Here is a 19,346-nt window from a genome sequence, read left to right as displayed (position 1 = left end):
TCCTAGCCGATCGCTCCAGAAGCGGCCTTCGCCAGGTTGTGCGCGTTGCGCCGGCAACGGCCGATGTCCCGGTCCTGTTCGTCGGCCGCCGAGACGATGACGATCACGTCGACGTTGCCCTGGTAGAAGTGCACGCCGCACTGCAGGGTGCTGCCGTGGTCGAAGTCGACGTCCGCGGCCTTCGTCGCCTGGCCGATCCGCTCGGTGATCGGCTTGGCGCCGTCCTTCACGGCGTTCTCGTAACCCGCCTTCGCGTACCGCGGGCCCGCACCGGAGCCCGGGACGTTCGACCGCACGAGGTACATCGACACCTGGCCGGCCGACGACCCCGCCCGCATCCACGAGCAGCTCTGCTGGGTCATCGACAGCTCGTCGTCCGAGGTGCTCGCCGGCTGCGGCGGGTTGTCGCGGAGCAGCGGGGGCAGGCTGTCCATCCGGCTGCCGACCTCCGGGCACCGCGGCAGGGACGTGTACTTGTCCGGCTCGCCCGCCGGGGACGTCGTGGTCGGCGGGGCGGCCGAGCGCCGGTCGCCGTCCGGCGTCAGGAGGAAGAACGCGCCGACGCCCGCCCCGGCCAGGACGAGGACCCCGAGCACGACCAGCACGACGACCAGGGCGGTCTTCCCGCCGGACTTCGGTGGCGGGTAGCCCGGGTACTGCTGGTAGGGGTACTGAGGTCCGTGCTGCACGAATCGGACACTAGGCCATTCGCGCGGCCGAAGCGGGCCTTTCAGTGCAAATCACTCAGCGGCTCGATCCGCTCAGACGGTCAGCGACCAGGTGTCGATGCGCCCGGTGTCGATCGCCGCGACGTCCTGGACCCGCAGCGTCCAGGTGCCGTTCGCGGCCTCGCCCGAGACGTTCGCGCTGTAGGTCGTGTTGATGTCGTTGCTCGAGTCGTTGCCGGAGTTCTTCAGCCGGTAGGCCGAACCGTCCGGCGCGACCAGGTCGATCACCAGGTCACCGACGTAGGTGTGGACGATGTGGACCTCCACGGCCGTCGTCGCGGACGCGTTGCGGTTGCAGCCCGAGACGCTCACGGTGCTGGTGACGGCGGCGCCGTTGTCGGGGATGGCGACATCGGTGCCGTTGGTGACGGTGCCGCAGGCCGGCGGCGGCGGGGTCGTGCCGGAGCCGGTGTAGAGCAGGACGTTCGGCGAGCCGGAGCCCGCGTTCGTCACCTTGCCGGTGGTGCCGTTCGCGACGAGGGCGTCGCGAACCTGCTGCGGCGTCGCACCCGGGTTCGCGGCCAGGTACAGCGCCGCCGCGCCGACGACGTGCGGGGTCGCCATCGACGTGCCGCTGATCGTGTTGGTGGCGGTGGTGCCGCCGATCCACGACGACGTGATGCTGCTGCCCGGCGCGAAGATGTCGAGGCAGGAGCCGATGTTGCTGTAGCCGGCGCGGGCGTCGGTGGACGTCGTCGCGCCGACGGTGATGCCCGCCGCGACGCGGCCCGGCGAGCCGTTGCACGCGTTGGCGCCGTTGTCGTTGCCCGCCGCGAGGCCGTAGGTGATGCCCGCGGTGATCGAGCGCTGCACGGCCTGGTCGAGCGTGGTCGACGCGCCGCCGCCGAGGCTCATGTTCGCCACGGCCGGCTTGACCGCGTTCGCCGTCACCCAGTCGACGCCGGAGATGACCCCGGCCGTGGTGCCGGAACCGCTGCAGTTGAGCACGCGCACGGCGACCAGCTTGACCTCCTTGGCCAGGCCGTACTGCGAGCCGCCGATGGTGCCGGCGACGTGCGTGCCGTGGCCCTGGCAGTCGGTGGCGTTGCTGTCGTTGTCGACGAAGTCGTAGCCCGACGTCGCCCGGCCGCCGAAGGTGCTGTGCGTCAGGTTGATGCCGGTGTCGATCACGTACGCGTGCACGTTCGGCGCCGTGGTGCTGTAGCTGTACTTCTGGTCCAGCGGCAGGTTCCGCTGGTCGACGCGATCCAGGCCCCACGAGGGCGGGTTCAGCTGGTCGGCGGTCGCGTGCACGACCCGGTCCTGTTCCACATAGGACACCGCGGGGTCGGCCGCGATGCGCTTCGCCTGCGTCTCGGACATCGTGCCGGCGAAGCCGCGCAGGGCCGCGGAGAACGTCCGCGCGACCGTGCCGCCGTGCCGGCTCGTGACGTTCTTCGCCGCGCTCTCCACGGCCGTGCCGTCCTTGAACACGACGATGTAGCTGTCCTTGACGGCGTCGGCGCCGCCGGCGCCGGCGATCGAGCCCTCGCTCGCCGTCGCGACGGCGTTGCCACCCCACACCGTCAACGCCGAAACCGCGGCCAGGACACCGATTCTGCTCAACAGACCCCGAGAATCGCGCAAGGTTTCGTCCCTTCTGGGCAGGGTCGACCGGACGGCTCGCGGCCGCCGGATCGCCAGGGGTGAGACGTGAAGTGCGTTCACGTGGAACGTGAGCGGAACTGTAGGTCGGGACGTGACGAGATCGGTAGATCGTCTGGTTTGCCCTGTTCAGAACCACTCGAACGGTCCCCTACCAAAGTCTGCCCGCGAAAACGATTTCCGTCCGGCGCCGGTTCACGGCAAGGTGTCGGCCATGCTGATCCGCCGCGAGACCCCCGCCGACCAGGCCGCGGTCCACGCGATCCACAGCGAGGCGTTCCGGCGCGAGGCCGGGGTGACGCCGATCGAGGCGCCGCTCGTGGACGAGTTGCGCGCCGACGGTGATCTGATCGGCGCGCTGTCGCTGGTGGCCGTCCGCGACGGGGAGGTCGCCGGGCACGTGTGCTGCAGCCGGGCCCGCGTCGGCGACGACACGACGGCCGCCGTCGGGCTCGGCCCGCTCGGCGTCCGGCCCGGACACCAGGCCGCCGGCGTCGGCTCGGCGCTGATGCACGCGGTGGTCGGCGCGGCGGACGCGCTCGGGTACGGCCTGGTCGTCCTGCTCGGCGAGCCGGCCTACTACGCGCGGTTCGGCTTCGTCACGGCGTCGACGCTCTCGATCACTTCGCCGGACCCCAGCTGGGGCGAGTACTTCCAGGCCCGGACGCTCGCCGGGTACGAATCCACCCAGGCGGGCGCGTTCGAGTACGCGCCCGCGTTCTCCCGGATCTGAACGAGGAGCCGCATGTATTCACCGACGTCGTCCGTGGGTGTCCGGATCAACCGCGAGCAGCCGCCGTCCCGGCTGGTCGAGCTGGCGCGGCAGGCCGAGGCGGCGGGACTCGACGAGCTCTGGCTGGTCGAGGACTGCTTCTGGGCGGCCGGGATCGCGACGGTCGCGACCGCCCTGGCGGCGACGTCGACGATCAAGGTGGGCATCGGGGTGCTCCCGGCGGTGGCGCGCAACCCGGCGATCGCGGCGATGGAGATCGCGGCGCTGGCCGAGCTGCACCCCGGCCGGTTGATCGCCGGTTTCGGGCACGGGGTGGCGTCCTGGATGCGGCAGATCGGCGCCTACCCGGCGTCCCCGCTGGCGGCGCTGGAGGAGACGCTGGTGGCGGTCCGCCGCCTGCTGGCGGGCGACCGGGTCTCGATGCAGGGTCGCCATGTCGACTTGGACGAGGTCGAGCTGGTGTTCCCGCCGTCGTCGGTGCCCCCGCTGCTGGCCGGCGTCCGCCGCCCGAAGTCCCTGGCGATCGCGGGTTCTTCGGCCGACGGCACGATCCTCGCGGAGCCGTCGCCGCCGGAGTACGTCCGGACGGCGTTGGCGGGCATCGCCGCCGGGCTTTCCCCGGACGCCTCCCACCCGGTGGTGACCTACAACTGGCTGGCCCTGGGCGACCGCGAACGGGCACGCCTGACGGTGGCGGAGTCCCTGACGCCGGGCGCGCGGGTGCAGGTGGAGGGGCTGCCGTTCGCCCCGGAGCTGCTGGAGCTGATGGACTCGACGTCCACAGTGGACGATCTGGCGGCGGGCCTGCGTCCGGAGTGGATCGACCAGCTGTCGATCTGCGGCGATCTGCCCCAGTGCGTGTCGGCGGTCCGCGCGCTCCACGAGGCCGGGAGCGGGTCGGTGGTGCTGCTGCCGCTGCCGGAGGAGCCGCCGGAGCGGGGCATCGAGGACGCGGGCCGAGTGGCGGCCGCCCTGCGCGCCTGAGCGCCGAAAAGGAGTTCGCGCTCCCGGCCCCGCGTGTCAGGATCGGCCCATGCCGGTCGACCCGCACCTCCTCCTGGCCTTCCTCGTCACCACCTTCATCGCGATGGTGACCCCGGGGCCGGACATGCTCTTCATCCTCGGCTGCGGCATGCGCGGCGGCCCGAAGGCCGGGCTGCTCGCCACCGCCGGGGTGGCCACCAGCGAGGCCATCCACGTCGCCGTCGCCGCGGCCGGGCTGGCCGCGCTCTTCGCCGCCGTTCCGGTCGCCTTCACCGTCGTCCGGATCGCCGGAGCCGCCTACCTCATCCACCTCGGCGTCCAGGCCATCCGGAACCGCAAGCCGCTCGTCGAACGGAAGAGCGACCGCGCCTACCTGTCCGGCCTGCTCACCAACCTGCTCAACCCGAAGATGGTCACCTTCACCATCGCGTTCCTCCCGCAGTTCATCGACCCCGGCCGCGGGAACCTCTGGCTGCAGTTCGCGATCCTGGGCGCGATCCTCATCGTGTTCGAGTTCCTCGTCGACGGCGCCGTCGGCGTCCTCGCCGGCCGCATCGGCGGGTGGGTCCGCCGCAAGAAGAACCAGCGCCGGATCGAGGTGGCCACCGGCGGCATCTTCATCGGCCTCGGCGTGAAACTGGCCCTCGACTAGGACCGGGCCAGGAAGTCCTCCGCGATGTCCAGCGGATTCCGCTTCTCCTCGGTGAACTCGACGTTCAGCCGCGTCAGCTGCTCGGTCGTCAACGCCGCCGAAACGCGGTTCAACGCAGCCACCTCGGCGGGCGACAACGTCCCGCGCGCCACCAGCGGGACGATGTTCTGCGCCGGGAACATGTTCTTGTCGTCGACCAGCGGCACGAACCCGTTCGCCGCGATCGTGGACGACGTGCTGAACAGGTCCGCCACCTGCACGTCGCCGGACTTCAGGGCCGCCACCGTCACCGGGCCGCCCGTGTCGGTCGTGCGGATCTCCTTGAACTCGCAGCCGTACAGGGTCTTGATCTTGTCCTTCCAGCGGCTGCTCCACTGGCCAGGGCCGCCGAACACCAGCTCGCCGCAGCGCTTCCCCAGGTCCGAGAACGTCTTGACCCCCGACGAAGCCAGCTGCGGGCCGACGACCAGCAGGTCCTTGTCCTCCGCCGGCGCCTGGTCGAGGACCTCGAACCCGGCCGGGATCTTCTGCCGCAGCTGCGCGTAGACGTCCTGCGACGTCGTCGCGGTGGTGTCCTTGTCGAAGTACCGCAACAGGTTCCCGCTGTAGTCCGGCACCACCGACAGCGACTTGTCCTGCAGCGCCTTGACGACGACTTCGCGGCTGCCCACCGGCGGCCGCACGGTCACGTTCGACGCACCCGCGTTCTTCAGCGCCCCGGCGTAGATCTGGGCCAGCAGGAGGCTTTCCCCGACGTCGGACGCGCCGATGATGATGTCGCCGGTCGCACCGCCTTCACCACCGCCCGCCAGGGGGTTGCCGCAGCCGGCGGCCAGGACCAGAGCGAGCACCACGACCAGCCGTTTCATGCCGTCACCTTCTTGCCGGTCGCCGCGGCGGTCGCGAGGCGGACGCCCTTCGGCACCAGAGCGCGGTTCAGCAGCGCGAAGAGCAGGTCCAGGACGATCGCGAGCGCCGTCGTCAACAGCGCGCCCGCGATGACCTCCGAATAGTCCAAAATGGCCAGTCCGTCGAGCAGGAACCGGCCCAGGCCACCGAGTCCGACGTACGCGGCCACCGCGGCGGTCGCCACGAGCTGCAGCACGGCGTTGCGGATGCCGCCGAGCACGAGCGGCAGCGAGATCGGCACCTCGACCTTCCACAGCCGCTGCCAGCCGGTCATCCCGACGCCCTCGGCGGCGTCGACCACGCCGTGGTCGGTCGCCTGCAGCCCGGCGTACGTGCCCGCCAGGATCGGCGGCACGGCCAGCACCACGAGCCCGATGATCGTCGAGGTGACGCTCTCGGTGAAGAGCAGGAACAGGAACGTGACGAGCCCCAGCGTCGGCAGCGCGCGGATCGCGTTGCCCACGCTGACCAGAGCGACGCCGCCGCGTCCGGTGTGCCCGATGAACAGTCCCAGCGGGACGGCGATGACCAGCGCGATCACCAGCGACAGGAACGTGTACCCGAGGTGCTCCAGCAGGCGCTGCGGCACGCCGTCCGGCCCGGACCAGTGCGCCGGGTCGCCGAACCAGCGGAAGAGGTCGGTGATCATGAGACGGCCACCCGTTCCCACGGCGTCAGGAGGTTGCGCAGCAGGACCAGCACCAGGTCGACGACCAGGGCCAGCAGCAGCGTCAGCACGATGCCGACGACGATCGGCGAGAAGTACTCGCGCTGGAAGCCGTCGGTGAACAGCACCCCGAGGCCGCCGGTGCCGATCAGCGCGCCGACGCTGACCAGGCTGATGTTGCTGACCGACGCGACCCGCACGCCGGCGGCGAGGACCGGCACGGACAGCGGGAGCTCGACGGCGAAGAAGCGCCGCAACGGCTTGTACCCGACCGCGGTGGCGGCGGCGATCACCGGCGGCGGCACCGCGTCCAGCGCGTCGAGCACCGGGCGGACCAGCAGCGCCGTCGTGTAGACGGTCAGCGCGACGACGACGTTGATGCTGTCCAGGATCTTCGACCCGATCAGGCCGGGGATGACGACGAACAGCGCGAGCGACGGGATCGTGTACAGCAGGTTCGCCACCACCATGAGGACCTGCCGGGCGGGTGCCCAGCGGTGGCCGAGCCAGCCGGCCGCGATCGCCAGCACGATGCCGATGACCAGCGGGAGCAGCGCCAGGTAGACGTGGTCGCCCAGGTCGCCGAGGATCTGGACGCGGTTGTTCCCGCTGCCCAGGTACCGCCCGAGCTCGTCGAAGAAGCTCATGACGCCTGGGGGGTCGCCTCGATCACGTCCAGCACCTGCCTGGCGACGACGGCGCCGAGCACGCGGTGCTCGTCGTCGACGACCACGCCGAGACTGGCGGGCGACGACAGCGCGGCGTCCAGCGCGCCGCGGATCGGCGTTCCCCGCACCCACAGCGAACCGCCGGCCACGAGGTCGTCCTCGGCGAGCGAACCGTCCACTGTGGTGTCCGGCGGCAGCCAGCCGCGGGGTTGCTTGTCCGCGTTGACGGCGAGCCGCCAGCGGTCGCTCGTGGACACCGCGGCACCGATCTCGACCAGCTCGAGCTCCTTGATCTCGACGCCGTCGGCGGAGAGGAAGGAAAGCCCGCGGTAGCCGCGGTCCCGGCCGACGAACGACGCGACGAAGTCGTCCACCGGGTGGCGCAGCACGTCGGCGGGCGTCCCGTACTGGGCCAGCTTGCCGCCGACGCGCATCACCGCGACCTTGTCGCCGAGCCGGACCGCCTCGTCGATGTCGTGCGTGACGAACACGATGGTCTTGCCCAGCTGCGACTGCAGCCGCAGCAGCTCGTCCTGCAGGCCCTCGCGCACCACCGGGTCGACCGCGGAGAACGGCTCGTCCATCAGCAGCACCGGCGAGTCCGCGGCGAGCGCGCGGGCGACGCCGACGCGTTGCTGCTGGCCGCCCGAGAGCTGGGCCGGGTACCGCTTGCCGAGCTCGACCGGCAGGCCGATGGTCTCCAGCAGCTCGGCCGCCCGCTTGCGCGCCTTCGCCTTGTCCCAGCCCGACAGCAGGGGCACGGTGGCGATGTTGTCCAGCACCGTCCTATGTGGAAAGAGCCCGGCGTGCTGGATGACGTAGCCGATGCCGCGGCGCAGCAGCGCCGGGTCGCCCTCGGCGACGTCCTTGCCGTCCAGCAGCACCTGCCCGCCGGTCGGCTCGACCATCCGGTTGATCATCCGCAGCGACGTCGTCTTGCCGCAGCCGGACGGGCCGACGAACACGGTGATCGTGCCGTCCTCGACCGTCAGGTTCAGCTTGTCGACGGCGACCGTCCCATCCGGATACTGCTTGGTCACGTCGCGGAATTCGATGGTCACTGCCACTCCCCATGTCCCGGTCGGTTCCGACCGTAGCCGAGTTGACGGCGGTTGGCACGGTGTTCCGGCAGGTGGTGACTGAGGCTTATCCTGGTTGGGCCGCTGTGCCCCGCGTACGGGCCGGTTGATGAGCGCAGAAGTCATGCGGCGGCCGACGGCTGAATAAGCCTCACTAGGCTCGGGTTCCGTGAGCGCACTCGACGACGTCCTCGCCAAGCACGGCGTAGGCGTCCGCCCGTTGTACCGCGTCATCGACCTGCTGCGCACCGGCGACCACGACCTCGGCGAGCTGGTGCGGCTGAGCACGGCGCCGCGGCGCAGCGTGGAGGACGTCCTCACGGCGCTGGGCGACGACCTCGACCGCAGCGGCGACCGGCTGCGGATCTCCCCCGGCGTCGCCGCGTCGTACCTGCAGTACAGCGTCCCCCGCTACGCCGACCCGCTCGACGAAGCCGTGGCCACGCACGAATTGCTGCCGAAGATCGCCGAGTGGGTGGCGGAGGTGCCGCCGCCGCTGGCCGCGCTCGACCACGTGCAGGCCACGCCGCAGACCGTGCTGCGCCGCGCCCTGTGGCTCGACGCCCAGTACGACCTCGCTTCGGCGCGGCTGCTGTTCCTGGGCGACCACGACCTGACGTCGCTGGCGGTGCGGGCGGTCTGCCCATCGGCCTCGCTCACCGTCGTCGACCTCGACGAGCGCGTGCTCGCCTACCTCGACGACCGCGGCGGGCGCGAGATCCGGGTGGTGCACGCGGACCTGCGCGTCGGCCTGCCGCCGGCGTTGAGCGGCGACGCCGACCTGGTGTTCAGCGATCCGCCGTACACGCCCGAAGGCATGGGCCTGTTCGCCGCGCGCGGCGTGCAGGCGCTGCGGGAGCCGAGCGAGGGGCGGCTGCTGTTCGCGTACGGCTACAGCCCGCGGCACCCGGCGCTGGGCGCGCAGGTGCAGCGGTCGCTGGCCACGCTCGGGCTGACGTTCGAGGCGATCCTGCCGGGCTTCAACCGCTACTTCGGCGCGCAGGCGATCGGCAGCGCGGCGGACCTGTACGTCTGCCAGCCGACGGCGAAGGCGAAGAAAGTCCGCAGCGGCAAGGCGATCTACACGCACGGGCCCCAGTCGGTCGAGGCCGCCGGGACGAAGCCGACACTGCTGGAGAAGCTGAAGGAGATCGCCGTTTCCGGCGGGCTTTCGCTGGAGTCGCGGCCGGTGGACTGGTCGATCTCCGGGCCGGAGGGGGACGCGGTCGCGATGGACCTCTCGGCCGACCCCGGCCCGTGGCTGCTGCGCACCCTGCTGGGGACGAACGCGCGACGGCTCGCGCTGCTGGTCCCGAACGCGCACCCGGATCTCGCGGACGAGCGCTCGCAGACGGCGCTCACTTCACTCGTCCGGGGGAAGTACGCACTGCGCTACCTGCGGAGCACCCCGGACAACCGGCACGCGGTGGTGGTCGCCGACGCGGTGGACCACCAGGACGAGGTGCTGACCCGCGCCCACGCCCGGCTGGCGAACGTCTCGCTGGACGTCCCCGAGGACCTGCGCGACCTGCGCCTGGTCGACGTCCCCCGCCACCGCCTGGCCGAACTGCTCTGAACACGCCGAAGGCGGCACTCCCCCGAGGAGGAGTGCCGCCTTCGCGAACGCTCAGTCCGTGACGCCGTCCGCTTCCGCGGCCTTCGCCACCGCCGCCGCGACCTCGGGGGCCACGCGCGGGTCGAGCGGGCTGGGCACGATGCGGTCCGGGCCCAGGTCGTCCATCGCCACCGACACGATCGCCTCGGCGGCCGCCAGCTTCATGCCCTCGGTGATCGCCCGGGCGCCGGAGTCCAGCGCACCGCGGAACACGCCGGGGAACGCCAGCACGTTGTTGATCTGGTTCGGGAAGTCGCTCCGCCCGGTGGCCACGATCGACGCGTACCGCGCGGCCACGTCCGGGTGCACCTCCGGGTCCGGGTTGGAGAGGGCGAACACGATGCCGCCGCCCGCCATCCGGCCGAGCAGCGACTCGTCGATCGTCGCGCCGGACAGGCCGAGGAACACGTCCGCGCCTTCCAGCGCCTCCGCGAGGCCGCCGCGCAGCCCCGCCTTGTTCGTCGTCGAAGCCAGCTTCGCCTTGACCGGGTTCAAGCCGTCCCGGCCCTCGTGGATGATGCCGCGCGAGTCGAGGACGGTGACGTCGCCGATGCCCGCCTCCTGCAGGATCCGGGCGCAGGCGACCCCCGCCGCGCCGGCCCCGGAGACGACCACGCGCTGGTCGGCGATCGCCCGGTCGAGCACCAGGTTGGCGCCGCGCAGCGCGGCGAGCGTCACGATCGCCGTGCCGTGCTGGTCGTCGTGCATGACCGGGCAGTCCAGCGCTTCCTTGAGCTTGTCCTCCAGCTCGAAGCACCGCGGCGCGGAGACGTCCTCGAGGTTCACGGCCCCGTAGGACGGCCGCAGCCGCACCATCGTCTCGACGATCTCGTCGACGTCGGTGGTGTCCAGCACCAGCGGGATCGAGTCGAGCCCGCCGAAGGTCTTGAAGAGCACCGACTTGCCCTCCATGACCGGCAGGGACGCGCTGGCGCCGATGTCGCCGAGGCCGAGCACCGCCGTCCCGTCGCTCACCACGACCACCAGCCGGTCCGCCCACGTGTACCGCTTGGCCTTGGCCGCGTCCTCCGCGATCGCGCGGCTCACCTTCGCCACACCGGGGGTGTAGGCGATCGAAAGGTCACGCGGGCTCGAAATCGGGCGGGTGGCCGCCACCGAGAGCTTGCCGCCCTCGTGCCCGGTGAAGATCTCTTCGTCGGTGACCGGTGCGTGGGCGCCGGTGGGGTCGTTCATGGGGATTCCTGTCGTCGTTTCCGTCATTCCTCCAGTGGGAATGACGGAACTCGCGGTTCGAACGTGGGTCACTGGAATTTCTCCTGGGCATGCGAGCTGGGACCACGGCTGCAAGGGGAAACCGTGGTGGTTCCCGGCACGGCAGCCCAGCGCGGTAGCGCCGGCCTGTCGGCGAGGCGTCACGTCGGCCATCGGTGCCTTGGGTCTGGCGATGGCCGCGGACGCGGCGGTCCGCTCATTGTGACAGGTCGGTGCGCGCCGGTGACCCCTCGGTGCGGTTGATGTCACACCGGTGCCGTTTCCCGGCAATTCCCAAGACGTCCGTCCGGTTTTGTTGGCGCCCGATAAGGTGACGCCATGCAATTCCGCCGGCTGAGCGTCCCGGACGCCTACGAGTTCTCCCCCGGCCGTTGCCCGACGACCGGGGCCTGTTCGTCGCCCCGTTCCAGGAGGAGACCTTCCGCGCGGCGGCGGGTCACCCGCTGCGACTCGGCCAGACGAACCACAGCGTGTCCCGGCGCGGCACGATCCGCGGCATCCACTTCGCCGACACCCCGCCCGGCCAGGCGAAGTACGTCTACTGCCCGCGCGGCTCGCTGCTCGACGTCGTCGTCGACCTCCGCGTCGGTTCGCCGACCTTCGGCGAATGGGACGCGGTGCAGCTCGACTCGAACGAGTACCACGCCGTGTACGTCGCCGAAGGCCTCGGACACGGGTTCATCGCGCTCGAAGACGACACGGTGATGGCGTACCTCTGCTCCGAGCCGTACAACCCGGCCGGCGAGCACGGCATCACCCCGCTCGACCCCGCGCTCGACCTGCCCTGGCCCGCGGAACTCACGCCCATCCTGTCCCAGAAGGACCGCGACGCGCCCACGCTGGCCGAAGCGCGCGAGCAGGGCCTGCTCCCGGCGTACGAAGACTGCGTCGCGTACTACGACAAGCTGCGCTCGGCGAACTGATCCACCCCGGCCACCAGGCCGCTTGCACATTTAATATGCGTGCATATAGTCTGCCCGCATGGCACTTTACGAGTACGAGCACAGCGAGACCTCCGCCGCCCCCGCCGCCGCGATCTGGCCGCTCTGGGCGGACACCACCCGGTGGCCGGAGTGGGACACCGGCGTCCGGTCGGTGGTCCTCGACGGCCCGTTCACCGTCGGGACCGGCGGCACGATGGCGATGGACGGCATGCCGCCGATCCCGTTCACCCTCACCGAGGTCACCGAGGGCCGCAGCTTCACCGACGAGACCCGCCTGCCGGACGCGCACCTGCGGTTCGAGCACGTGCTCACCGACGTCGACGGCGGCACCCGGATCACCTACCGCGTCACGATCGACGGCCCCGACGGCTTCGGCCCCCAGGTCACCGAGGACACCCCGGACGCCGTGCGCGCGCTCGCGCGGCTGGCCGAGGCCACTTTCCCGGAGGTCGGCGACCCGGCATCCTCGCGGGTATGACCGCCCCGGAGTCCCGCCTGCCCGGCCCCGAGCGCAGCCCCGGCTTCCTGCTGTGGCGCGTGACGCTGGCCTGGCAGCGGGCGATGCGGGCCGCGCTGGCCCCGCACGACCTCACGCACGTCCAGTTCGTGCTGCTGACGACGACGTGGTGGCTCACCCGCTCGGGGGAGCCACCGACCCAGCGGCAGCTCGCCGAGCAGGCCGGTACCGACACGATGATGACCAGCCAGGTCGTCCGCAAGCTCGCCGACCGCGGCCTGCTGGCCCGCGCGGACGACCCGTCGGACGCCCGCGCGAAGCGCCTCGAAGTCACCCTGGCCGGCCTGGACGTGGTCGCGAAGGCGCTGAAGGACGTCGAAGCCGCCGACGCGTCGTTCTTCGAAGCCGTCGACGACGGCTTCACCGATTCGCTCGCGAAGCTCAGCCCTTGACGTCCTCGGCGAGGACCCGCTCGATGTTGCGCTCGGCCAGCGCCGTGATCGTCACGAACGGGTTGACGCCGGTGCTGCCCGGGATGAGCGAGCCGTCAGTGACGTACAGGTTCCGGTAGCCCTTGACGCGGCCGTAGTCGTCGGTCGCCTCGCCGAGCACCAGGCCGCCGAGCGGGTGGTAGGTGAAGCGGTTCTCGAACACGCGCGTGTCGCCGAACAGGTCGTAGCGGTAGATCGTCCTGTTCGCGCGGTTGACCTTGTCGAACAGCGCCTTCGCGGCGTCGATCGACGGCTGTCCCTGCGAAGCGGTCCAGTTGAGCTTCGCCGAGTCGCTCGCCGCGTCGTAGGTGAAGTGGCCGCGCTCGGGGTTCTTGGTGATGGCCAGGTACAGGCTGACCCACGTCTCGAGCCCGGCCGGGACCGGCGCGATCTCGGCGAACGCCGGGTGCACCGGGTCGGCCCAGTTGTCGATGCCGAGCGCGGGCATGCCGGATTGGAGGCTGCCGGTGGTGTCCCAGACGTGGTTGGCGCGGCCGCACATGACGTTGCCGTTGGTGCCCCAGCCGCGGCCGACCGCGTCACCCAGCGCCGGGAGCCGTCCGGTGTCGCGGGCGCGCACCAGCAGCTCGGTCGAGCCGACACTGCCCGCGCCGAGGAAGAGGTGCTTCGTGGTGACGTGCTTGGTCGCGAGGACGGTCCCGCGCTCGTCGATTTCGCGCACGACCAGCGTGTACGAGCCATCGGGCCGCTGGAGGATTTCGCGGACCTCGTGCAGCGTCTGGATGGTCACCCGGCCGGTGCCGAGCGCGGCGGCGAGGTAGGACCGGTCGAGCGAGCGCTTCCCGTGGTTGTTGCCGTAGATGACCTCGGACGCGTCGGCCGAGCGCGGCACCGTCCCCGCCTCCTCCCGCCGGAGGTAGTCCATGTCGTACACGCTGGGCACGAACACCGTGTCGAACCCGGCCTTGCGCGCGGCCTTCCGGGAAACGCGCGCGTACTGGTAGGACTTGCACGTCTCGAACCACGCCGGGTCGACGACGTTGACGCCGAGCTGCGCCCGGGCGCGCGGGAAGTACTTGCCGTACATCTCCCCGGCGTCGACCCGCGGGAGGATCTCCTCGAAGTAGGACCGCTTCGGCGTCACCGCCATCGCGCCGTTGACCAGGGAGCCGCCGCCGACGCCGCGGCCGAGGTAGACCGCCATGTCGCCGTAGTTCACCCGGTCGAGGACACCGGCGTAGCGCTTGATGTCGCGGTTGGCGAGGTCGAGCCAGAGGAAGGACGCGAGCGGCGCTTCGGTGCGGTCCTTGAACCACATCGACCGTTCGTCCGGGGTGAGCATCGGGCAGAAGACCTTGCCGTCGGCGCCCGGGGTGGTCCACAGCCTGCCCATCTCGAGCATCAGCGTGGGGACGCCGGCCTCGCCGAGCCGCAACGCCGTGACGGCGGCGCCGTAGCCGGTGCCGATCACGACCGCCGGGACGAACTCCGGCAGCGGCCCGGCGGCCGCGGGCCGCGTCGAGACCGTGGTCAGCCCGAGGGCGGCGGCGGAGTTCAGGGCGGCGAGGCCGAGGAACCGGCGGCGGGAGAAGGGAGACATGCGCCCGATCATGACCCAGTTGAGTGAACAGTGTTAACTAATCAGAACGTGTTTCACCCAGTCGAGGGAATTTCGGGTCTCCCCTGGGGGCGATCCCGGATGTCCCGCGGCCGCCGTCCCAGCAGGCTGACCACCATGAAACTCCTCGCACTGGCCGCGGCCGGGGTCGCCGCGACCGCACTGGCGCTGACGCCGGGGACGGCATCCGCCGAAGCACCGCCGACGTTCGACTTCACCGACTGCCCGGCCCCGCCGTCGAACGCCGACCCGGGCACCTGGCGCTGTGAAGCCTTTGTCTCGCAAGGAAAACTGACCATCGGCGACCGCGAAATCCCGCTCGGGGAGATGCGGCTGACGTTCAGCGAAGGCCGGGTGAACGGCCAGTACGCGCAGGTGTTCGGCACGCTGCGGCACGCACCCGCGCGCATCCCCGGCCTGGCCGGCGCCACGATCCAGCTGCGCTACGGCGGCTACTCCGACTTCCACAGCGACGACGAACGGCGCGGCGAGCTCGACGTCTACGCCGTGGTGCGGCACCCGTTGCTGCGCAAGGACTGCAGCATCGGCACGGCTTCGGCGCCACTGCACACGGTCGTCCACGACGACCCGGCCGTGCCGCCGCGGATCATCTCGGAGAACCCGCGGACGGCGTTCTCCGGCGTCGTCGACCCGGATCTGGCCCTCCCGGCCACGCAGGGCTGCGGCGCGCTCGGCCCGCTCGTCGACCGGCGGCTGGGCCTGCCGTCGCCGTCCGGCGAGAACGCGTTCCACCAGGCGTCCTACGTGCAGTACAAGCAGCTCTAACGCTTCTTCGGCGTCACCCAGATGGTGATCGTCCCGGTGACCACCGGTTGGCCGTTGCTGTCCGAAATGGTCACCGGGACGTCCAGCTCGACGCCGTCGTCGCCGAACTCCGGCAGTCCGGGCAGCGACGCCACCGCGCGCAGGCCCGTCTCGGCCTTCGCGACGTACTGGACGTTCATGCCCTTCGGCAGCCAGCGGTGCGTGGCCGGGACGGTCGCCTCGGCGAGCATGCCCATCGCGATTTCGGCGAGGTTGCAGGCGGCGATGGCGTGGAACGTGCGGATGTGGTTGTAAACACCCCACCACTTCGGCGCGGTCACCTCGCAGTGGCCGGGACGCAGTTCGCGCACCGAGGGCAGCACCGTGCGGAAGTAGGGCACGCGCACGCACATCGCGGCGCTGAACAGCTGTTTCCCGCCCGGCTTCCCGGCCAGCTTGTGCCACAGCGCGAACGTCGGCGTCTCGGACATGGGCGTCTCCTCCGGCTAAGCTACCGCTCAGTAGCTAAGCAGACGCCCAGCCGGGGCGCAAACCGCCGGATATATTCGGCGACGTGGCGAATCGGCTCTTCCTCCTCCGGCACGGTCAGACCGAATGGTCGGTGAACGGGCGGCACACCGGCCGCACGGACATCCCGCTGACGCCGGCGGGCGAAGGCCAGGCGCTGGCCGCGGGCGGCACGCTCCGGAGCCTGGTCGGCGGCCCGTCGCTGGTGCTGTCGAGCCCCCGCGAGCGGGCGCTGCGCACCGCCGCACTGGCCGGGCTCCGCGTCGACGACGTCACCGAGGACCTCGCCGAGTGGGACTACGGCGACTACGAAGGCATCACCACGCCGGAGATCCGGGAAACCGTGCCAGGGTGGACGGTGTGGACCCACCCGATCCCCGGTGGAGAAAGCGCTTCGGAGGTCTCCGCCCGCGCGGACAAGGTGCTTTCGCGCGCCCGCCGCGACATCGAAGCCGGCGACGTGATCCTGGTCGGGCACGGGCACTTCAGCCGCGTGCTGGTGGCCCGCTGGGTCGGTCTGCCCGCCACCGCGGGCGTCCACTTCGGATTGGATGCCGCCGGCATCGCGGTGCTCGGCGACGAGCGCGGCGAGCCGCAGATCGAACACCTCAACCTGCCGCCCGCCCTGGAGGACTGACGTGCCCGACAACCGCATCCGCCGCATCCGGCCCGACGACGTCGAGGCCGCCGTCCGGCTGGCGTACGAACTCGCGGAGTACGAGCGCGCGCCCGGCGAATGCCACCTGACGGCTCCGCAGCTGCACGAGGCCCTGTTCGGCGAGGCGCCGAAGCTGTTCGGGCACGTGGCCGAAGTGGACGGCGAGGTCGTCGGCTTCGCGGTCTGGTTCCTGAACTACTCGACCTGGCGCGGCGTGCACGGGATCTACCTGGAGGACCTGTACGTCCGCCCGGAGCAGCGCGGTTCCGGCCTGGGCAAGGCCCTGCTGGCGGCACTGGCGGCCGAGTGCGTCGCGAACGGCTACGCGCGGCTCGAGTGGTCGGTGCTGGACTGGAACCCGGCCACGGAGTTCTACAAGGCCCTCGGCGCGGTCCCGATGGACGAGTGGACCGTCAACCGCCTGACCGACGAGCCGCTGAAGGCCCTGGCCGCGCAGGCGTAACCCGCGTGATCAGCACCGCATCTCGCCGGTTACGGGCCTGATCACGCCGGATCCGGGGTCAGTCCTCTTCGTGGCCTTCGCGCTCGGCGCGGCGGCCGGCGAGCCCGCCGCGTTCGGCGGCCTCCGTCTCCGTTTCGCCCTCGCGCAGGCCCAGCGCCCAGGCGCGGGACGGGCGGCGGAACAGCAGCACCAGCGCGGCGATGCCCAGCAGCGCGACCGGCACGCCCCAGGCCGGTTCGCCGGACGGGCCGAGCAGGTACCAGCCGAGCCCGATCACGATCAGCGCGATCACCACGCCGGGCGAGCGCGCCCACGTCTGGCCGAGGACGAGCCCGGCGGAGGCGGCCAGGAAGGCCAGCGCGACCACGATGAACGTGCCCGACTCGACGAAGACGTTGTTGCCCGGCTGAGCCGGCGACCGCAGGCCGTTCACCAGCACGACCACCCCGAACACCAGCAGGGCGAGCGACGGCACCGCGGTGACGGCGCCGGCCAGCCGGACCTCGCGGGGAGCGGGCGAGAGCTTCACTGCGGCGGCCTTCCGGAGGTGCTTTGCGGGAGCACAGTGGACTCCACCAGGGCGAGTCACCGTGCGTGAGCTCTTTCGATCGTATGCCACCCGGTCGGCCGTTTTCGCGGGACCGCCCGGGCGTCGAAAATTCAGGTGTCGTCGATGAGCGGGCGGTCGGCCCGGGTGCACTTGTCACGACGAGCGGACACTCGCGCGTGAAGGAGGCGGCCGGCACAGGGTCTCGAAGGCACAAGGTCTCGAAGGTGCTGGTTCCCGGGGTTGCGCCCGTCACCATGCGGCGCCGGAAGGTTCTCGGGCCGCCGGAAGTCACCTACCCTGCGGTGGTGCGCGCAATCCTCGTCGTGAACCCCCAGGCCACGTCGACCACAGCCGGTGGCCGGGACGTGCTGGCGCACGCGCTGGCCAGCCAGGTCAAGCTCGACGTGGTCGAAACGGACTACCGCGGCCACGCGATGGCCGTCGCCCGCTCGGCCGCGCGGGACGGGATCGACCTGGTCGTGGCGCACGGCGGCGACGGCACGGTCAACGAGGTCGTCAACGGCCTGCTGGCCGACGCCGACGGCGACCCGGCCGAAATCGGGCCGGTACCGGCGCTCGGCGTCGTCCCCGGCGGCTCGGCCAACGTCTTCGCGCGGGCCCTCGGCATCTCCGCGGACCCCGTCGAGGCCACCCACCAGCTGCTCAACGCACTGGAGAACAACCGCTCGCGCCGGGTCGGCCTCGGCCTGGCCGACGGGCACTGGTTCACCTTCAACTCCGGCCTCGGCTGGGACGCCGACGTCGTCGGCCGGGTCGCGAAGCGCCGCGGCAAGCAGACCACCGCCGGGCTGTACCTCCGGGCCGCCGTCCGCTCCTACTTCCGGCCGCCGCTGGGCCGCCCGCAGCTCACGATCCGCATCCCGGGCGAGGAACCCGCCGAGGCGCTGACCGCTTTCGTGTCGAACACCGATCCGTGGAGCTACCTGGGCGAGCGTCCCATCCACCTCAACCCGGGTTGCTCGTTCGAGACGGGACTGGGTTTGTTCGCGTTGAACGGTCTGGGGTTGCCCACCGTGTTCAAGCATGTACGCCACGCTTTGGCTACGAAGAGCAACCAGCGCGGCCGGCGTCTCGTGCGTCACGATGACCTGCCGATGATCCGCATCGACGCAGCTGAACCGGTAAACTTCCAGGTGGACGGCGACCTCGTCGGCCAGCGGACCAGAGTGGAATTCTTCAGCGTCCCGGATGCACTCACAGTGATCGTGTGACGCCGAGATTGCTGATCGCCTGCGGCAAAGTGCCAGGTGCCGTTCGTCGACGGAGAAGCTCCACTCAGCGCATCAGCCTTCCCTTCGGTCGACTGTTTCGGAGAGAAACCGCAGGTCAGAGGGGTCGCTCGGCCGGGTGACCTGACTCACCGATCTCCAAGAAACCCTTGTCGAAAGCGGTGCTTCGTGAAAGCATTCACAAGCACCCAAGAACACGACCGCCATGACGACTGTTGGCGCGGCCCTCCCGCGCCATATAAAGGAGCTCACGAACATGGACTGGCGCCACGACGCGGCCTGCCGAGACGAGGACCCCGAGCTGTTCTTCCCGGTGGGAACCAGCGGTCCGGCTCTGTCGCAGGTTACGCAGGCGAAGGCCGTGTGCCACCGCTGCACCGTCGCTTCCGACTGCCTGGCCTGGGCTCTGGCCAGCGGCCAGGACGCGGGCGTGTGGGGCGGTATGAGCGAGGACGAGCGACGCGCGCTCAAGCGCCGCCGTACGCACATCGGCACGCGTACCAACGCCTGAATTTCACAGCTTTAAAACACCGAGCCGAGAAGGAAATCTCCCGGCGGGCGCTGCTGTGCCTTCGCCGTCTGGGGTGATACCTGCCCGGTTCGAGCTTAACAAGTGGGGTGAAACCACCTGGCAACGGGTGCGGTGAAACCTCACCGGGACTTCAAGTCCTCCCGCGAAGCGCTGAACGGCCCGGCACCTCTGCACCAGGTGCCGGGCCTTCATCGTGTCGCCCCGCCAATCACGCGTGATGCCCCGCCAATCACGCGAGAAGCCTCCCCAGGCACGC

Annotated in this window: 21 protein-coding genes and 1 pseudogene; 12 read left to right on the top strand and 10 right to left on the bottom strand. The window is 71.0% G+C overall.

The window, feature by feature from the left end:
- Positions 1-2: 2 nt before the first annotated feature.
- Together ACH54P_RS37025 and ACH54P_RS37020 are read right to left on the bottom strand one after the other, a co-directional pair.
- A complete protein-coding gene (locus tag ACH54P_RS37025) occupies positions 3-689 on the bottom strand; it encodes a hypothetical protein (protein WP_489907934.1) in 687 nt (228 codons plus the stop codon).
- A 72-nt stretch (positions 690-761) separates the two neighbouring features.
- Positions 762-2,315, bottom strand: coding sequence for a S8 family peptidase (locus ACH54P_RS37020; protein WP_489907933.1), 1,554 nt, complete (start codon positions 2,313-2,315; stop codon positions 762-764).
- A gap of 232 nt (positions 2,316-2,547) precedes the next feature.
- On the opposite strand from ACH54P_RS37020, the gene ACH54P_RS37015 reads away from it, so the two are divergent.
- From ACH54P_RS37015 to ACH54P_RS37005, 3 genes are read left to right on the top strand one after another with little or no spacing between them, the layout of a single operon-like run.
- The gene (locus ACH54P_RS37015; protein WP_489907932.1) at positions 2,548-3,066 is read left to right on the top strand and encodes a GNAT family N-acetyltransferase; all 519 of its coding nucleotides are present in this window, start codon (positions 2,548-2,550) and stop codon (positions 3,064-3,066) included.
- Between the two features lie 12 nt (positions 3,067-3,078).
- Positions 3,079-4,050, top strand: a complete 972-nt coding sequence (locus tag ACH54P_RS37010; protein WP_489907931.1) for an LLM class flavin-dependent oxidoreductase — start codon at positions 3,079-3,081, stop codon at positions 4,048-4,050.
- Between the two features lie 49 nt (positions 4,051-4,099).
- A complete protein-coding gene (locus ACH54P_RS37005) occupies positions 4,100-4,702 on the top strand; it encodes a LysE family translocator (protein WP_489907930.1) in 603 nt (200 codons plus the stop codon).
- Here ACH54P_RS37005 and ACH54P_RS37000 read toward each other — a convergent pair.
- Genes ACH54P_RS37000 through ACH54P_RS36985 form a run of 4 tightly spaced genes read right to left on the bottom strand, consistent with a single transcriptional unit; the run spans position 4,699 to position 8,007 of the window.
- On the bottom strand, positions 4,699-5,571 hold the full coding sequence (locus ACH54P_RS37000) for an ABC transporter substrate-binding protein (RefSeq protein WP_489907929.1): 873 nt from the start codon (positions 5,569-5,571) through the stop codon (positions 4,699-4,701). The two genes, ACH54P_RS37005 and ACH54P_RS37000, sit on opposite strands and share 4 nt — an antisense overlap.
- Positions 5,568-6,260 carry an ABC transporter permease gene (locus ACH54P_RS36995; RefSeq protein WP_489907928.1) on the bottom strand — a complete coding sequence of 231 codons (693 nt, stop codon included), beginning with the start codon at positions 6,258-6,260 and terminating at the stop codon, positions 5,568-5,570. Before ACH54P_RS36995 ends, ACH54P_RS37000 begins: the two co-directional genes overlap by 4 nt.
- Positions 6,257-6,925: an ABC transporter permease gene (locus ACH54P_RS36990; RefSeq protein ID WP_489907927.1), complete on the bottom strand. Its 669-nt coding sequence runs from the start codon at positions 6,923-6,925 to the stop codon at positions 6,257-6,259. Before ACH54P_RS36990 ends, ACH54P_RS36995 begins: the two co-directional genes overlap by 4 nt.
- Positions 6,922-8,007, bottom strand: a complete 1,086-nt coding sequence (locus tag ACH54P_RS36985) for an ABC transporter ATP-binding protein (protein ID WP_489907926.1) — start codon at positions 8,005-8,007, stop codon at positions 6,922-6,924. Before ACH54P_RS36985 ends, ACH54P_RS36990 begins: the two co-directional genes overlap by 4 nt.
- A 187-nt stretch (positions 8,008-8,194) precedes the next feature.
- Here ACH54P_RS36985 and ACH54P_RS36980 point away from each other — a divergent pair, with 187 nt between their 5' ends.
- Positions 8,195-9,601: a bis-aminopropyl spermidine synthase family protein gene (locus ACH54P_RS36980; RefSeq protein ID WP_489907925.1), complete on the top strand. Its 1,407-nt coding sequence runs from the start codon at positions 8,195-8,197 to the stop codon at positions 9,599-9,601.
- Between the two features lie 51 nt (positions 9,602-9,652).
- On the opposite strand, the gene ACH54P_RS36975 is transcribed toward ACH54P_RS36980, so the two are convergent.
- Positions 9,653-10,834 carry an NAD(P)-dependent malic enzyme gene (locus ACH54P_RS36975; RefSeq protein ID WP_489907924.1) on the bottom strand — a complete coding sequence of 394 codons (1,182 nt, stop codon included), beginning with the start codon at positions 10,832-10,834 and terminating at the stop codon, positions 9,653-9,655.
- A 357-nt stretch (positions 10,835-11,191) separates the two neighbouring features.
- Between ACH54P_RS36975 and ACH54P_RS36970 the strand changes: the two are divergent.
- From ACH54P_RS36970 to ACH54P_RS36960, 3 genes and pseudogenes are all read left to right on the top strand, one after another.
- Positions 11,192-11,796, top strand: a pseudogene (locus ACH54P_RS36970) (dTDP-4-dehydrorhamnose 3,5-epimerase family protein).
- 58 nt (positions 11,797-11,854) lie between these two features.
- Positions 11,855-12,295 (top strand): SRPBCC family protein, encoded by a 441-nt coding sequence (locus ACH54P_RS36965; RefSeq protein WP_489907923.1) that lies wholly within the window; start codon positions 11,855-11,857, stop codon positions 12,293-12,295.
- Complete coding sequence (locus tag ACH54P_RS36960; protein ID WP_489907922.1) at positions 12,292-12,726, top strand: MarR family winged helix-turn-helix transcriptional regulator; 435 nt, start codon at positions 12,292-12,294, stop codon at positions 12,724-12,726. The genes ACH54P_RS36965 and ACH54P_RS36960 overlap by 4 nt, the downstream gene beginning before the upstream one ends.
- On the opposite strand, the gene ACH54P_RS36955 is transcribed toward ACH54P_RS36960, so the two are convergent.
- Positions 12,716-14,326 carry a GMC oxidoreductase gene (locus ACH54P_RS36955; RefSeq protein ID WP_489907921.1) on the bottom strand — a complete coding sequence of 537 codons (1,611 nt, stop codon included), beginning with the start codon at positions 14,324-14,326 and terminating at the stop codon, positions 12,716-12,718. The genes ACH54P_RS36960 and ACH54P_RS36955 overlap by 11 nt on opposite strands.
- A 135-nt stretch (positions 14,327-14,461) precedes the next feature.
- On the opposite strand from ACH54P_RS36955, the gene ACH54P_RS36950 reads away from it, so the two are divergent.
- Complete coding sequence (locus ACH54P_RS36950) at positions 14,462-15,130, top strand: hypothetical protein (protein WP_489907920.1); 669 nt, start codon at positions 14,462-14,464, stop codon at positions 15,128-15,130.
- Here the strand turns inward: ACH54P_RS36950 and ACH54P_RS36945 are convergent.
- Positions 15,127-15,600: a hotdog fold domain-containing protein gene (locus ACH54P_RS36945; protein ID WP_489907919.1), complete on the bottom strand. Its 474-nt coding sequence runs from the start codon at positions 15,598-15,600 to the stop codon at positions 15,127-15,129. The genes ACH54P_RS36950 and ACH54P_RS36945 overlap by 4 nt on opposite strands.
- An 83-nt stretch (positions 15,601-15,683) precedes the next feature.
- Between ACH54P_RS36945 and ACH54P_RS36940 the strand changes: the two genes are divergently transcribed.
- Entirely contained in the window at positions 15,684-16,274 is a 591-nt protein-coding gene (locus ACH54P_RS36940; RefSeq protein WP_489907918.1) for an acid phosphatase, read from the top strand.
- Position 16,275: 1 nt separating this feature from the next.
- Positions 16,276-16,758: a GNAT family N-acetyltransferase gene (locus ACH54P_RS36935; RefSeq protein ID WP_489907917.1), complete on the top strand. Its 483-nt coding sequence runs from the start codon at positions 16,276-16,278 to the stop codon at positions 16,756-16,758.
- A 58-nt stretch (positions 16,759-16,816) separates the two neighbouring features.
- Here ACH54P_RS36935 and ACH54P_RS36930 read toward each other — a convergent pair whose 3' ends face one another.
- Complete coding sequence (locus ACH54P_RS36930) at positions 16,817-17,287, bottom strand: hypothetical protein (RefSeq protein WP_489907916.1); 471 nt, start codon at positions 17,285-17,287, stop codon at positions 16,817-16,819.
- 326 nt (positions 17,288-17,613) lie between these two features.
- Here ACH54P_RS36930 and ACH54P_RS36925 point away from each other — a divergent pair, with 326 nt between their 5' ends.
- Together ACH54P_RS36925 and ACH54P_RS36920 are read left to right on the top strand one after the other, a co-directional pair.
- Entirely contained in the window at positions 17,614-18,540 is a 927-nt protein-coding gene (locus tag ACH54P_RS36925; RefSeq protein ID WP_489907915.1) for a diacylglycerol/lipid kinase family protein, read from the top strand.
- Between the two features lie 274 nt (positions 18,541-18,814).
- Positions 18,815-19,069 (top strand): WhiB family transcriptional regulator, encoded by a 255-nt coding sequence (locus ACH54P_RS36920; protein WP_003059797.1) that lies wholly within the window; start codon positions 18,815-18,817, stop codon positions 19,067-19,069.
- Positions 19,070-19,346: the final 277 nt, after the last annotated feature.

Source organism: Amycolatopsis sp. N2S4-7 (assembly GCF_058119595.1).
This window is presented reverse-complemented; position numbering and strand designations above follow the sequence as displayed.

Excerpts from the sequence above, each read along its gene's own strand:
- ACH54P_RS37010 (WP_489907931.1), top strand. The coding sequence starts at position 3,079 with ATGTATTCACCGACGTCGTCCGTGGGTGTCCGGATCAACCGCGAGCAG.
- ACH54P_RS36975 (WP_489907924.1), bottom strand. The coding sequence starts at position 10,834 with ATGAACGACCCCACCGGCGCCCACGCACCGGTCACCGACGAAGAGATC.
- ACH54P_RS36920 (WP_003059797.1), top strand. The coding sequence starts at position 18,815 with ATGGACTGGCGCCACGACGCGGCCTGCCGAGACGAGGACCCCGAGCTG.
- ACH54P_RS36960 (WP_489907922.1), top strand. The coding sequence starts at position 12,292 with ATGACCGCCCCGGAGTCCCGCCTGCCCGGCCCCGAGCGCAGCCCCGGC.
- ACH54P_RS36955 (WP_489907921.1), bottom strand. The coding sequence starts at position 14,326 with ATGTCTCCCTTCTCCCGCCGCCGGTTCCTCGGCCTCGCCGCCCTGAAC.
- ACH54P_RS37015 (WP_489907932.1), top strand. The coding sequence starts at position 2,548 with ATGCTGATCCGCCGCGAGACCCCCGCCGACCAGGCCGCGGTCCACGCG.
- ACH54P_RS37005 (WP_489907930.1), top strand. The coding sequence starts at position 4,100 with ATGCCGGTCGACCCGCACCTCCTCCTGGCCTTCCTCGTCACCACCTTC.
- ACH54P_RS36945 (WP_489907919.1), bottom strand. The coding sequence starts at position 15,600 with ATGTCCGAGACGCCGACGTTCGCGCTGTGGCACAAGCTGGCCGGGAAG.
- ACH54P_RS36965 (WP_489907923.1), top strand. The coding sequence starts at position 11,855 with ATGGCACTTTACGAGTACGAGCACAGCGAGACCTCCGCCGCCCCCGCC.
- ACH54P_RS37000 (WP_489907929.1), bottom strand. The coding sequence starts at position 5,571 with ATGAAACGGCTGGTCGTGGTGCTCGCTCTGGTCCTGGCCGCCGGCTGC.
- ACH54P_RS36950 (WP_489907920.1), top strand. The coding sequence starts at position 14,462 with ATGAAACTCCTCGCACTGGCCGCGGCCGGGGTCGCCGCGACCGCACTG.
- ACH54P_RS36990 (WP_489907927.1), bottom strand. The coding sequence starts at position 6,925 with ATGAGCTTCTTCGACGAGCTCGGGCGGTACCTGGGCAGCGGGAACAAC.
- ACH54P_RS36995 (WP_489907928.1), bottom strand. The coding sequence starts at position 6,260 with ATGATCACCGACCTCTTCCGCTGGTTCGGCGACCCGGCGCACTGGTCC.